The organism is Cyclobacterium xiamenense (assembly GCF_042140265.1).
Classification (GTDB): domain Bacteria; phylum Bacteroidota; class Bacteroidia; order Cytophagales; family Cyclobacteriaceae; genus Cyclobacterium; species Cyclobacterium xiamenense_A.
In genome coordinates this window covers 4873340-4887704 of record NZ_CP159481.1, presented here as the reverse complement: position 1 = coordinate 4887704, position 14365 = coordinate 4873340, and the positions used below count along the sequence as shown (strand labels likewise).

The 14365-nt window shown below is 46.8% G+C and carries 13 protein-coding genes; 11 read left to right on the top strand and 2 right to left on the bottom strand.

Annotated elements, in window-relative coordinates:
* Positions 1-605 precede the first annotated feature (605 nt).
* Both ABWH99_RS19865 and serA read right to left on the bottom strand, forming a co-directional pair.
* Positions 606-1790, bottom strand: a complete 1185-nt coding sequence (locus tag ABWH99_RS19865) for a hypothetical protein (RefSeq protein WP_375583546.1) — start codon at positions 1788-1790, stop codon at positions 606-608.
* Positions 1791-1975: 185 nt separating this feature from the next.
* Entirely contained in the window at positions 1976-3868 is a 1893-nt protein-coding gene (gene serA / locus ABWH99_RS19860; protein ID WP_375583545.1) for a phosphoglycerate dehydrogenase, read from the bottom strand.
* Positions 3869-3994: 126 nt separating this feature from the next.
* On the opposite strand from serA, the gene ABWH99_RS19855 reads away from it, so the two are divergent.
* The 11 genes from ABWH99_RS19855 (at position 3995) to ABWH99_RS19805 (ending at position 14292) form a co-directional block, all read left to right on the top strand.
* Complete coding sequence (locus ABWH99_RS19855) at positions 3995-4501, top strand: DUF4920 domain-containing protein (protein WP_375583544.1); 507 nt, start codon at positions 3995-3997, stop codon at positions 4499-4501.
* 45 nt (positions 4502-4546) lie between these two features.
* On the top strand, positions 4547-4750 hold the full coding sequence (locus ABWH99_RS19850) for a hypothetical protein (protein WP_375583543.1): 204 nt from the start codon (positions 4547-4549) through the stop codon (positions 4748-4750).
* Between the two features lie 12 nt (positions 4751-4762).
* On the top strand, positions 4763-5143 hold the full coding sequence (locus tag ABWH99_RS19845) for a DUF983 domain-containing protein (RefSeq protein ID WP_375583542.1): 381 nt from the start codon (positions 4763-4765) through the stop codon (positions 5141-5143).
* A gap of 137 nt (positions 5144-5280) precedes the next feature.
* Complete coding sequence (locus ABWH99_RS19840; RefSeq protein WP_375583541.1) at positions 5281-5958, top strand: TetR/AcrR family transcriptional regulator; 678 nt, start codon at positions 5281-5283, stop codon at positions 5956-5958.
* Positions 5951-7663 (top strand): peptidase domain-containing ABC transporter, encoded by a 1713-nt coding sequence (locus ABWH99_RS19835; RefSeq protein ID WP_375583540.1) that lies wholly within the window; start codon positions 5951-5953, stop codon positions 7661-7663. Before ABWH99_RS19840 ends, ABWH99_RS19835 begins: the two co-directional genes overlap by 8 nt.
* A gap of 5 nt (positions 7664-7668) precedes the next feature.
* Positions 7669-9024, top strand: coding sequence for an HlyD family secretion protein (locus ABWH99_RS19830; protein ID WP_375583539.1), 1356 nt, complete (start codon positions 7669-7671; stop codon positions 9022-9024).
* Positions 9021-10421 carry a TolC family protein gene (locus ABWH99_RS19825; RefSeq protein WP_375583538.1) on the top strand — a complete coding sequence of 467 codons (1401 nt, stop codon included), beginning with the start codon at positions 9021-9023 and terminating at the stop codon, positions 10419-10421. The genes ABWH99_RS19830 and ABWH99_RS19825 overlap by 4 nt, the downstream gene beginning before the upstream one ends.
* Entirely contained in the window at positions 10418-11458 is a 1041-nt protein-coding gene (locus tag ABWH99_RS19820) for a phosphatase domain-containing protein (RefSeq protein ID WP_375583537.1), read from the top strand. Before ABWH99_RS19825 ends, ABWH99_RS19820 begins: the two co-directional genes overlap by 4 nt.
* A gap of 67 nt (positions 11459-11525) precedes the next feature.
* Positions 11526-12401 carry a diacylglycerol/lipid kinase family protein gene (locus ABWH99_RS19815; protein WP_375583536.1) on the top strand — a complete coding sequence of 292 codons (876 nt, stop codon included), beginning with the start codon at positions 11526-11528 and terminating at the stop codon, positions 12399-12401.
* A 137-nt stretch (positions 12402-12538) separates the two neighbouring features.
* Positions 12539-13138, top strand: coding sequence for an RNA polymerase sigma factor (locus ABWH99_RS19810; protein ID WP_375583535.1), 600 nt, complete (start codon positions 12539-12541; stop codon positions 13136-13138).
* A gap of 128 nt (positions 13139-13266) precedes the next feature.
* Positions 13267-14292, top strand: coding sequence for a FecR family protein (locus ABWH99_RS19805; RefSeq protein ID WP_375583534.1), 1026 nt, complete (start codon positions 13267-13269; stop codon positions 14290-14292).
* The last annotated feature ends 73 nt before the right edge of the window (positions 14293-14365 follow it).

The following is a 14365-nucleotide window of genomic DNA, read 5'->3' as shown; positions in this document are numbered from 1 at the left end:
TTTAAAAAAACCATAAGGTTTAAATTAGTAAAATAAAATGTCAAAACAATCTAAATTTCGTTGATTTTGATCGCAATTTACATGAAATTTTTCCAAAAGGTTGTTTTCGGGAAGTTCGTTGTTTATGCGAGAGCTGCTATTCCGAGACGAATTTGAGGTTTGTTGGAATAGGTTGTATATTTGTCCCAAGGTTCGGTTCAGCGACATGTTCGAACTTCACAAGTTGATTAAAATGCCGAGTGAAGCACTGCTTCAAAACCAGGCCTCATCTTTCCTTGTGAAAGACCTCGTGTTCCTCTGGAATGCAGGTTAACAGTGGAAGGTTGCGAAGAAGGTGCAGCTCAAATCCTGTCATATCGGAGGTTTGTAACACTCCTGGAACCGGACCGTATTAAAGGGAGACCGCTTTGCGGCCTCCCTTTTGTCATTGTACCGGGATACTTTTGGGAATGAGACGTTTTTTAGCCAGGCGCCCATCGATCGGAACCGAAAGCCAGGTTTCCGGCCTGCAGGCCTATCTGCTTTTTTTCATTCCTCCCGGCTGTTCGTGTTAAAAATGCGCACCTTCCCAATTAGTTCCTTCGTTTTCATAAAACGCGCATCCCTTAAGGAATCCATTGCAAATTTAAACCCGCGGAAAATAAGAAATTGTTTTCGCCGATTGGTGGACGGTGGGAAAAGTCTTTTCTAATTGCATTTAGAATTCGACCGGTAACAAAATTCACTTCGGTATTGAACGGGAACTGTCCCTCACTCCACCGGTACAGCGGTAGCCTCACACCGTATCCCCAGGTAAAGCCGGATTTGTCTGTAGAAACCCAAGCCCCTCCCTCCGGTCGGGTGCCTTTGGGTCGCTTTTCGAAATAATATCCCATCCGTAATCCTATGGTGTTAAAAAACCAGGCCTCTGTGCCCGCTCCAAAAGCACTGGTATACCCCTGGGTATTATAAGGATCTTTTCCCGGTAGTTCGTCCCGGAATTGCAGGTGTAGGCCGAGGTCTAGCTGCTGGGAGCTTTGATCAAAAAATTTCTTTCCCTCTACAAGTCGGCTTGCCAGGGGAAGCGAAAAATGATAAAAAGCACCGGCCGATAAAAAGATGATCATGGAACGGAAATTTAACAAGTCCTCGTATGTCTGCTCGGTTCGGTTATTCATGGCCGCATTGACCAGGCTGCTCGCTACCCTGAATTTTTGATTGGTCAGGTTTCCGACCTTGATCCATTCTACGTTTTTTTCGTAGAGTGCGCCTACATTGACGATAAAGTCATTCGACGTAATGTGTCCCGGTACGCCCTCCTCGTAGAGATAGACGCCGGATGCCCCCAGGTACAGGTCCTCAATGACCTCGTAGGCACCGGTTACCGATACCATGTTTTGTTCCCGCTTGTCCACAGAAATGGAACTCCCACTAATATCGGTAGTCCAGATTGTTTGGTTGTCGATCCATTTGAATCCGCTGAACCCAAGGTTTAACTTCTCATTGATACGGTAGGTAAGGCCAAGGAATGGGAAGTGTGAATTGATGCGGGTTTGTCCCCCGTTTGCATAGTTGAGGTGGCTACTAATTTTGGGGTTGGTAAGCCCAATACTTGCCGGGTTGTTAAAGGCATGATCAATGCCATCCAGGGTAAGGTAAGTGAGCCCCATTCCGGAGGCCCTGGCAGAAGTCGTTTCCAGCGAGAAAAGACCGAGATAATGGGTGGGTGTGTAGTAACTGAGTCGCCCCTGAGAATGTACACCTTGACACAGAAAAAGGAGTAATAGTGATGAAAGTAGCGTTTTTTTCATGACGATAGATCTTGTTTTTGAATACATCGGAAAAAAACCGATACGTCATCAAGAAAAAAAACGATCTACCGGACCGAGCCCTTCCTTCTTCACTACGAGACAGGTGCATGGAAGTCCCTCACTACCCGAAGCAGACGAAAAAAAGAGGCCGCAGCGGCGGCCTCCGGAAAGAATGACTGCTAGGATTAGTACAATACCCGGAACCGGATGGTCCCTTCAAGCGCTTTGAGTTCGTCGATTACTTTGGAGCTGTACGCTTTGTCTATGTCCGTGATCACATAGCCAATTTTTTCGTTGGTTTTCAAATATTGACCAACGATATTGATCGAACAATCCGCAAGAACCCGGTTGATTCGGGCCATGATACCGGGTTCGTTTAAATGAATGTGGATCAATCGATGCGCATCCTGGAGGAAGGGCAACTGGATATTTGGAAAGTTTACGCTATTAAAAGTGTTTCCCGTGTTGATGTATTCGATGATTTTTCCGGGAACAAAGCGTGCGATGTTTTCCTGCGCTTCCAGGGTACTGCCCCCAATATGCGGTGTTAGAAGGGTATTGGGGAGTCCGATAAGTTCCGATACAAAGGGCTCGGAATTGTTTTTGGGCTCGGTTGGAAAAACGTCAATACTTGCTCCTGCGAGATGCTTTTTTTCCAATGCTTCTTTCAACGCAGGCACATCCACCACGTGGCCCCGGCTAAGGTTGATGAGGTAGGAGCCTCTTTTCATCAGCGCCAGTTTCTCCCGATCTATGAGCATGGCGTTTTCTTTCCGACCGTCCACATGCAAGCTAATCACGTCGCAGGTCCGCAGTAATTCTTCCAGCGAGTCAATTTTTGTTGCATTTCCAAGTGCAAGCCGCTCGATCACATCGTAATAATACACATCGAGTCCCATGTTTTCTGCCAATACAGAAAGCTGAGAGCCGATGTTGCCATAGCCAATAATGCCCAGTTTTTTACCCCGGATTTCGAAACTACCCGTGGCGCTCTTGTCCCATTTTCCCTGATGCATGCTGCTGATTTTATCGGTGAGACCCCGCATGAGGAAAATGATCTCGGCAATGGCTAACTCTACTACCGAACGAGTATTGCTAAACGGAGCATTGAATACCGCGATGCCCTTCTCCTGACAAGTTTCCAAATCGATCTGGTTGGTCCCGATGCAAAAGGCTCCGATAGCTATCAGCCGATGGGCATTTTCCAACACTTTGGCAGTAACCTGCGTTTTGGATCGGATACCTAATATGGATACTTTTTTTATCTTCTCTGCCAGCTCTTCTTCGGAAAGGGCAGAACTGATCACTTCTACATTGTACCCCTCTTGCTTCATCAATTCGATGCCGATCGGATGCACGTTTTCCAAAAGCAAAACATTTATCCTGCTCTTTGGGTAAGAGAATTTTTTATTCATTTTGTTAACATATAAAATCTCATCCAAACTCGGCGCAATATGGTCGGCTTTCGAAGAAACTGACGGTCGATGTACGTTTTCTGTAAATGCGTAAAATTTGTTGGCCACACCTGAGGCTTTTATTTCGTAATCGGTGTAGCCGTCTCCAATCACGTAGATGTCGCCCTCCAGTTTCAGGCTGCGAATGGTTTCCGGTTTTCCATTGTTTTTCGAAAGCGGGTTTTCCTCGTTAAAGCCGGAGATCTTTCCCGATTCATCGTAAACAAACTCGTTGGCAAAGACATTTTCCGGCTTGATGCCGTAGTCCGTAACAATCGGAACTACAAAATCTTTGAATCCATTGGAAATGATAAAAATATCATCGGCATTTTCTTTCAGGAATTCCTTATTTCTTTGAAAAGAATCGGAAACTTTTTTCTTTAAAGCGGTGATCAACGCGCTAATTTGCTCTTTATTTGCATCAAGGATGTCCAACCGCTGAACCAGGCTCTCCCGAAACGTAAGCTTTCCCTCCATGCCTTGATCCGTGATATCTTTGATTGCCTGTAATTTCTTGGCTTTATCAGGGTCATCTTTCAGGCTTATTTCTCCCAAAATATCCAGGGCTTCCACCTTTGTAAACGTACTGTCAAAATCAATTATGAATTTTTTTGTGACGGTCATTTTTCAGCAAAATTTTTATGAGTTGCAAAATTAATAGATTATCAGGGAATTTGCAGGTAATCCTCTAAAATAACTTTCGGGATCAGAAACTGGTAAAAAATCGGGAATGCGTATACCTTTGTATCCATGGATCGTGCAATTCTCCAACCGATAAAGTCATTCGTTCGTACTTATGCCTTGGTATTGTCTCTACTTGCGGCTTGTACCAGTACCTCGCAAAATAACCGGGCCGAGACGGCCCCTACAGGTAGCTACGGGGAGGAGTTTTCGGATCGTTTGACCACGTCGCTCAGTGAAATGCAGCAAGAGGTGCGCGAGCAGGGACAGTTTCACGGGCTTGTGACCGGCAGGGTATTGGAAGTATGCGCGAACAAGGGCTGTTGGATGACGATGGAATTGCCCAATAAGGACATCCTGAGGGTGACCTTCAAGGAATATTCGTTTTTTGTTCCGGGCGAATTGGCGGGAAAAGAGGTACTGTTAAAGGGAAATGCGAGGAGTCAGCGCGTAGGAATAGAACAACAACGCCATTATGCCAGGGATGCCGGTCAAAGCGATTCCGATATATCCGCGATTCAAACAGAAAAAGAACAAATTTTCTTCGAAGCTGTTGGAGTAAAGACGGTAAACTAGCAAAAAAAATACCTTTCAAAAACCAACCCACAACACGAACGATCCATGCCACTTGCAATTGATAACATCCGTGTAGGCCGTGTTTATCGGCTGGTCAACTACGGAGAGGTTCGGTTCCTCGAAATCATGGAGCGAACCGGCAGGGAGAATTTTCGGGTAAAAGACCTGGATACCCTGGAATACTACGAGTTGGAAGAGTTGTTGCGATGGGGCAAAGGAAAGGATTATGACCTGGATGAAATCCGATAATACAAGCAACCAATGGAAAAAGAAACGAGTCTCACGAAAGCAATTTTTACCGCAAAATGCCCCAGATGCAGAAAGGGATCCATTTTTCCCGTGTCCCTGTACAGTTTTAGAAAGCTGACCGAAGTAAACCAGAACTGTCCGCATTGTGGGGTGGAGTTAGTTCCCGAGCCGGATTTCTATTACGGGGCCATGTATGTCAGCTACGCGCTATCGGTTGCATTGTTTATTTCCGTGATGGTCGCCCTCAATGTCCTCTTTGATGATCCGGAGCTAATGGCCTATATTTTATCGGTGCTGTTTTTCAACATTCTTTTGCTACCGATCATGCTTCGGATTTCTAAGGTACTGTACCTGTACGGGGTAGGTAAAATCAGCTACGAACCCCAGAAATAGCCTTGTCAACGTTTGTCTACTCGTTGCATCTACCGGCGGTTCAGCAGTCCCGGATTTTTTTAAAATTTTTGCAAGTAAGTAAAACTTACTTTTTGTTGGTTCGTATAAGGTTTCATATAGTAATACTTTACATCTAAATGGAGCAAATTTTAACACAAATTGTTGTTCCGGTCAATCAAGAAATTTACCTTAAAGACCCGTTGAGTTCGGATTTGGGGAAGCGAATCATCCAAGAGGGGACCGAATTGATCGAGACCCTGGGAATGGAAGGATTTAATTTTAAGAAGCTATCGGAAAAGGTAGGTAGCACCGAGGCAGCTATTTACCGGTATTTTGAAAATAAACACAAACTATTGCTGTACCTTACGAATTGGTACTGGGGATGGTTGGAGCACAACCTTGTGTTTGTTACCGCGAACTTACACGACCCCAGGGACAAAATGAGGGTCGCCATTCAGTTGTTGGTCGAAGGGCCGGTATACAAGGAAAATGTGTACATAGACATACAGAAACTCCGGGTACTGGTCACTGAGGAATCGTACAAGGCCTTTTTGACAAAAGAGATTGACGCGGAGAATAGCAACGGCTTGTTTACGCAATTTTACCGGTTGACCGACCGAATCGCACAGATAATCAAAGAGATAAACCCAAGGTATTCCTATCCCAAAACCCTGGTCACCACACTGGTAGAATCGACGCTATTACATGCCTTTTTTCTCAGGCACATGCCTAAAATGACCGAATCCGGGCTCAAGTCCGATCAAAAAATGGGTTTTTACTTCGATCTGGTATTTAAAACATTAAAAGATGAATGAAGATTTAATCAATACCCCCCTTAAACGATTCTTTAGTTTGTTAAGGGAAGAAAAAAAGGAGATATATGCAATCTATTTTTATGCGGTCCTCAACGGGTTGGTTTCCCTTTCCCTACCCCTGGGGATACAGGCCATCCTTAATTTTATCCTGGGGGGCCGGCTGACGACCTCTTGGGTGCTACTTGTGGTGATAGTGGCCTTGGGGGTGATCTTTGGAGGCTACCTTCAAATCAGCCAATTGTACCTTTCGGAGAAATTGCAGCAGCGGGTTTTTGGTAAATCGTCCATGGAATTTGCCTACCGGCTGCCTCGCATTAAGACCGAAGCACTTCGTGGGAAATTTGCCCCCGAATTGGTAAACCGTTTTTTTGATACCATTAACTTACAAAAAGGGCTATCCAAATTGCTGATCGATTTCAGTACGGCATCTCTTCAGGTCTTTTTTGGCCTGATTTTGTTGGCGATTTACCATCCGTTCTTTATCGTTTTTTCAGTCATGTTGGTGCTTATTTTATATCTTATATTCAGGTATACCAGTCCCAAAGGCATGGCTACCAGCCTGAAGGAGTCTTCCGCGAAATACGAAGTGGCCTACTGGCTGGAGGAAATTGCGCGTACCTTGGGCACTTTTAAGCTTTCTGGTTTCTCGCCCCTGCCCTTTAAGCGGGTGGATAAGTTGATCGGGAAATACCTGGAATTCAGAAACTCGCATTTTGCTGTTCTGATTTTCCAATACAAAATCATGATTGGTTTCAAGGTATTGATCATCGTGACCTTGCTGGTGGCCGGTAGTTTATTACTGATGAACAATGAAATTAGTATCGGCCAGTTTGTGGCCGCGGAGATCATCATTGTATTGATCATTAATTCGGTAGAGAAACTTATCCTGAGTCTGGAAACTGTCTACGACACGCTTACCGCCACGGAAAAGCTTGGGTTGGTAATGGATCTGGACCTGGAGCGATCAGAGGGGATAGACAAGGCATTCGGTGAATCGAATCCCGGATTGACCTACGAATTTAAGGACCTGACATTCCACCCTCTGGATAAAAAATTCCCTAACCTCCAGGACATTAATGTGCGCATAAAGGCTGGAGAGAAAGTAGTCGTTACGGGAGAGAGCGGCTCGGGAAAAAGTTCTTTCCTGCAGTTAATGGCTGGCTTGATCGAGGATTACAAGGGCAATATTATCATCAACAAACTCCCCCTCGAGACCCTGGCTTTGGAAAAGCTCCGCTCCATGATTGGGGACAGTCTTTCCCGCCAGTCCATTTTTCATGGCAGCATTCGTGAGAACATCACGGTTGGGAACGAAGCTGTATCGGAAACAAAAATCCGTGAGGTTTTGCAAGTGGTAGGACTCAGCGATTACATTTACGCACTCAAGGACGATTTGGAAACCCAACTTTTGCCGGAAGGAAAGCACCTGAGTAATGCCACCATCAGTAAACTAATTCTAGCCCGAAGTTTGTGTTTCGACCCGAAACTCCTGCTTTTGGAGCAGGAGTTGAATTACCTCAACGATCGAGAGGCAGGTACCGTTCTGGATTATATTTTTTCGGGTCCCTGGACGCTGGTGGCGGTCTCTACGGACGAGGCCCTGCTCCGAAGAGCGGACAAAATTCTGGTGCTGGATGGAGGAAAAATCGTACTTGAGGGCAATTTTGAATCCTTTGAACAGTATAGAAAAAATAAAAAATACTAACAGCCATGCTTAATATTTCAAAAAACTCCGTAAAAGGATACATCAATCCTTTTCTATTCGATAGTTATCGGATGACCATACCCAATGACCACAGTCGCAAACGGGTGCGTGTGCTTTTGTACTTGCTCTTGGCGGGGTTCGTATTTTTGTTTCTTCCCTGGACACAGAATTTTCGGTCGCAAGGAATGGTGACGGCCCTGAAACCGGAACACCGGCCGCAAACCGTACACTCGGTAATCCCGGGTAGGATCGAGCGTTGGTACGTGCAAGAAGGGGATTTTGTGCAAAAAGGAGATACCATCTTGTTTCTTTCAGAGGTGAAGGATAAATACATGGACCCGGAACTCGTAGACAGGACCCGAATGCAGGTGGGGGCCAAAGAGCTTTCCGTGAAGTCCTATGAAGAAAAAATCAAGGCGCAAGAAAATCAGTTGCAGGCATTGGCACAAAACAACCGACTACGGAAGGAACAGGCCCAAAACAAGCTGCAGCAGGCCCAATTAAGTGTGCTCTCGGATAGCATCATGCTCGAAGCGGAAAAGGTAAACCTGATAGTGGCTGAGCGGCAGTACGAGCGTATGGAGAAACTTTACGAAGAAGGCTTGAAATCGCTGACCGACCTTGAAGCCCGAAGGATCAAGCTTCAGGAGTCTCAGGCCAAAAAAATAAGCGCTGAAAACAAGCTACTGAGTAGTAGAAATGGAGTCATTATGGCTACCATCGAGCTCAACGCCATCGACAATGATTTCCGGGACAAACTGGCAAAAGTCAATGCAGAGCGGTATACCGCGTTGTCCAATCAATACGATGCGGAGGCCACGGTGACCAAACTGAGGAATGAATTGTCCAACTATACCGTTCGATCGGGCATGTACTACGTCTTGGCTCCCCAATCGGGCTACATCACCCAAGCCATTCAGGTGGGCTTGGGCGAGACGATCAAAGAGGGGGCGGAAATCGTCAGCATCATGCCGGAGAATTATTCACTGGCCGTCGAAATGTACATCGACCCCATTGATTTGCCACTGATCAAGGTCGGAAACAAGATCCGTTTTATTTTTGATGGTTGGCCCGCGATTGTCTTTTCTGGATGGCCCCAACTTTCCAATGGAACCTTTGGGGGCCGGGTTTATGCCATCGATAATTTCACCAGTGCAAACAATCAATACCGCTTACTGGTAGTGCCTGACCCCGACGAGGAACCCTGGCCAGAGGCATTGCGGATCGGCTCGGGAGCGGACGGGATTGCCTTGCTCAACGACGTTCCCGTCTGGTACGAAATATGGCGACAGATGAATGGATTCCCACCGGATTATTACACATTAAAAGAAGTGAGGGAAATGAAAAGTCAGACGAAATGATGTTTCGATTGCTGTTGTTAGGTAATGTATTGCTGGGGCTCTGTATTCCGGCGAAGGCTCAGGAAATCCTTTCCTATACCGATTTTATGGTTTGGGTCAGAGACTACCACCCGGTGGCCAGACAAGCGGACTTAACGTTGGACCTGGGTCGGCAGGAACTCCGGGCGGCCAGAGGCGCTTTCGATCCCCTGGTCTTTGGAAACATGGACCAAAAGCAGTTCAAGAATACCGAGTATTACAATAACCAGGAAGCGGGGCTTTTACTACCTACACTCGGTGGGGTGGAGCTACAGGGTGTCGTAGAGCGGAATACCGGCGAATACTTAAATTCAGAGAACGTCGTCCCTGAAAGCGGACTTTTCGCGATAGGTGCAGCCGTCAACCTGGGCAAGGGACTTTTTATTGACGAGCGTAGAGCAAGTCTGCAACAAGCAAAGATCTTTGCCTTATCCACGGAGATGGAGCGCATGCAGGTATTGAATGACTTGTACCTGGAGGCGGTCAAGGCTTATTGGAAATGGGCTGGCAGCTATGCCGATCTGGAAGTTCGCAGGGAGGGCTTGAAATTGGCCTCTATCCGCTTCGAAGCCATCAAATCCAGCTTTGAACAGGGGGATCTCCCGGCCATAGATACCGTTGAAGCGTATACGCAGGTATTGAGCCGGACCATCCGGTTACAAAAAGCCGAAAACAGTTTCTTCGCCAGTACACAGGATCTGAACGTATTTCTGTGGGACATGGAACAGAACCCAATTTACCTGGAACCCGGTGTCATTCCGCAGGAACTGGAGGAATATTATCCGGCGGGTATAGACAGGGAGGTGTTTCGGGAGTTGGTTGTGCGTCACCCGGAGTTGCGCCTGTTGGATTACGACCTGGATCACCTGGAGATCGAACGCCGCTACAAGGCTGAGCAATTGAAACCCACGGTCAAGTTAAAATACAATTTCCTGACAGAAAACCTGGGCGGGATGGAAGGCGTAGGATTTATGCAGAACGACTATAAATTTGGGGTTGAAATAGCCACGCCACTTTTTTTGCGAAAAGCAAGAGGGGGCCTGGGACTCACCAAAACCAAAATCTCCATGGTTGGCAACAAGCGGGATTTGAAATCCCAACAGCTTCGTGCAAAACTGGAACAGGGGTTCAACGATTACCAGGTTTTGAATCAGCAAATCGCTACGTTTCGGGATAATATCACCGGCTTGGAAAGGCTTTTGGAAGGAGAACGCGTTAAATTTGAGCTGGGAGAAAGCTCGTTGTTTTTAATCAACGCCCGTGAAACCAGCCTTTTCGATGCCTTGTTGGTCAACAATTCACTCTTTGTGGACAAAAATATCGCTTTTTCCAAGGTTAGAACTGCTGCTGGCCTGGGATTTGAAGGGGTCAACCCATGAAACACGTCTTGGTATTCAGATGGTTGTCGAGTCCTTTTCGCTATGCATTCGCTAAACTCAAAAGAAAACTCGGGAAATTGAACCGGCTGAGACTGGAGATTTTCCTCGTTATCGGGAATAAAACGTCGGTGTTTATAAAAGGCCGGGTAGTAGAGGGCTATCGTCAAAGTCGCCCCTCAGATAAAAAAACAGCCCTGCAAAACCTATTGGCTACGCTGCGACGGTATGCCGGCAGTAGTGTGCCGGACGCGACCGTTTGTCTCGCATACGGAAACCATCAGAGGGAATTGACCACCGATTCGGAAGGCCTGTTCGAAACGATGCTGCGGTTTACCGATGCAGAGAAGCGAGACATCCAATCGGTTCGCTTCTCGCTGCTTCCTGAACGCGGGCTTGTGCCGGAAACGAACTGGGTAGAAAAAAGAATACATTGGATTTGCAAGGTATGCCCCCGGGCGGTAATATCCGATATCGATGATACGGTAATCATTTCAAAGGCGACAAATATCGGCGAAAAGCTGTGGTTGTCGGTGTCCAAAAATGCCTACACACGCCGGCCTTTTCCCGGAGTAAGTGAGTTTTACCGCTTGCTTACGGCAAACGGGGAATATCCTGTATTCTACGTTTCCAGCAGCGATTGGAATCTATTCGACCTCATCCAGGACTTTCTATCTTACCGAGATATTCCCGTCGGCCCAATTTTGCTCAAAGATGGGCACATAAATCTGAAAAACATTTGGAAATCGGGCGGAGGGAACCACGCGCATAAATTGGAAAAAATCCAATTCCTGTTAGAGTTTTTTCCGGAGCAACAAGTCCTACTGATTGGAGATAGCGGGCAGCATGATCCCGAATTGTACGCAGAGATTATTCGCCGCTTTCCGCACAGAGTTGAGGCAGTCTACATTCGAGAGGTCCGAAAGGGGGATGCAGCGCGCGAACAAAAATTGAATCAACTGCTCCCGCCGCATAGAGTTGCCTGGGTGAAAACTACCCGCGAAGCCATGATTCATGCGCGGGAGCATTTGGCTGTCTAATGCATTCAAGCGTTCCGAGTCCACCTGATATGGCCTCCTGTACCCGTCCTATTTACCTAACCGAACCATGAAGCACTCGGCACTATTTGTTGTGAATCCATTTTCCGGGGACCTGCCCCATAAAGATGAGATCGTCCGGTCCATATGCGATCAATTGCCGTCCTACGACATTAGGATCTGGAAGACTACCGGCGAACAGGATAAAGAAAAACTCTCCAAGGTACTGGGCGAGGTAAGCTGGGAGTTGATCCTGGTTGGCGGTGGAGACGGAACTATAAAAATGGTAGCCGAGGCGATGGAAGGAAAAGATTGTTGCCTGGTTCCTGTACCCTTTGGTTCGGCCAATGGCCTGGCGACCTGCCTGGGTATTGAAAGTTGGGAGGACAGTTTGAAGAGTCTGGCGTCCGGAACCCGCAAACCGATGGACCTGCTGGAGGTGAACGGACAGGTTTGCCTGCACCTGTGCGATTTTGGGTTTAACGCGGACCTGATACGTAAATTCGAGGAAGGGCACGAGCGGGGAATGCCGGCCTATTTAAAGAATTCCCTGGCTAGTTTTTTTGAACTCAAACCCTACCGATTTGAGGTAAATACCGGAGCAAAAAAGGAGTGGGTTTCGGCCAAAATGCTGGTAATTGCAAATGGCACCAAATACGGCACCGGGGCGACCATCAATCCGCATGGGCGCATGGACGATGGTTTATTTGAGATCATCGCACTCAATCCCGAAGGCATGCAGGAATGGGTGGAACTGACCTATGGATTGGTAAAAAAAGAACTGGACGGCCTGGATTTCGTACAAACATGGAGTCGCTCTTCGGTACGTCTGCTCAACGCAGACGATGCACCCTTTCACATTGATGGAGAGCCGGTAGCAGGTGCCGAATCGGTAGAGATTCGCATAGGAAAGCGGAAAATATGCCTGTATTATCTGGATTCCTGACGAACCTGAAAAACCGGCTATTGCACGAGTTTGTTCAAATATAGTTAAGGCAGGGAACTTTTCGTACGGATAGCAGGAATTTGCAATTGGCAGATAATCTAGTAGCTTTGAGAGCTATTTTCAAAAAATAAACCCAAATGGATAAGCGGCAAGTGGACGTGAAAGATGAGCGCTTTATTCTGGAGTTGCGTGCCGGAAGCAGCAAGGCATTTGCCCTGCTTTTTGATCGGTATGCTGGCCAAATATACCGGTTTGCCAGCAAATTTGGTCTTGGTCATGAAGATGCTGAAGGGATCATACAGGACGTATTTTTAAAGCTTTGGGAAAAGAAGGAAACGTTGGATTATCAGCGAAACCTAAATGCCTATCTCTACAAGATCGCAAAGTCTTATTGCATCAAACAAAAGAAAAAACTACTGCTGGAAAAAGTATTTGTCCTGCTGGAAACGGAAGGCTCTGCGCTGGCAGATCCCTTGGAGTTGGAAAATGGGTTGATAGTTCAGGATTTCATTGCCCTGATCTACCGATGGTCCGCAAGGCTTCCAAAAGGTCAACGTGAGGTATTTGAACTGAGAAACAAAGAGCAGTTAACCATAGACGAGATTGCAGTGCGGTTAAAAATACCCAAAAGAAAGGTAGAGAATCGCATGTACCAGGCAAATAAGACACTTCGATCCAAACTGGCTACTGATAAACTACTGGTATGGACAGGAATCAGTTTCATTGATTTTTTATAAATTGATTCGTTTTTTTTCGATATCGATTACCATGAGGCGGTCTAATTGAAAAAAATGTAATTTTCACTTTTTTTTAAGCATTTCCTTACGGTCCAGGCTACTATAGAGTAAAGGAATTGCCTGGATTTATGTTCCAATCGTTACTCAAAAAACTTCAAGAAGGCCGACTGTCGCGGCAGGAAGCAAAAAAATTGGCCAAATGGCTGAAAAGCAAACGTTCGGACCGCTATTTCGCTGATCTGTACGATCGGGAGGTGAAGCGCAGTGATTCTGCGGAATTGCCGGCCCTTTCCCCGCAACAGCATGCCGCACTGAAACGTACGGTTATGCAGCGCTTGGAATTTGGGTCCAAAGTCCAACAAAGACCGAAAAAATTGGCTTCTCCAAAAGCGTTTGCGCTGCGGAAGTGGGTAGCTGCGGCATCCTTGCTACTTTTGCTGGGTCTGGGACTTTACCTATATGTGCCCCGGCCGATGCCGATTTCGCCTGTTGTTCAGGTGCCCGCCTTGGAATGGGTGGTCAGAAGCAATCCTGCTGGCAAAAAGACGCTCATTCATCTTCCGGACGGTTCCAGGGTTTACCTGAATTCAGAAAGCACCCTAAAGTATGCAAAAGGGTTCGCTACCAATCGGCAGGTTCATTTGGAGGGGGAGGCCTATTTCGAAGTAGCCGAAGATAGCCTTCATGCCTTTACCGTACATGCCGATTCCCTGCGCACCCGGGTACTGGGCACGGCTTTCAACCTACGTTCTTTCCCCGAGGAAGATCTCGTTTCGGTGGCATTGGTCAGTGGTCGGATAGAAGCCGGTATCAATGGATCGGAAGCAACCGAAATATTGGTACCCGGAGAGGGGCTTGCGCTAACCAGGGGAGCAGAGCCTGGTATATCTAAGTTTGATGCGGACCTCACCGCTGTGCAGTATTGGAAAGAAGGAATCCTACATTTTGAGCAGGTGTCCTTTCTGAAGCTGATCCGTATTTTGGAAAGGTGGTACGGCGTTACCATCGAACTGCGGGGAACGATACCAAAGGACAGTGGTTTTACGGGTACCTTTAAAAATCACGAAAACTTAATCAATGTATTGGATGCAATCCAGTTTTCCGAACCCTTTACCTATCAGTCCAAGGGTAAAGAAGTAATCATCACCTTTTAATTGATTGCCTATGAGAAAAAAATCCGGCGAGGTACTGGCATACCCCACCGGACTGAAGACCAAACAATTTCGA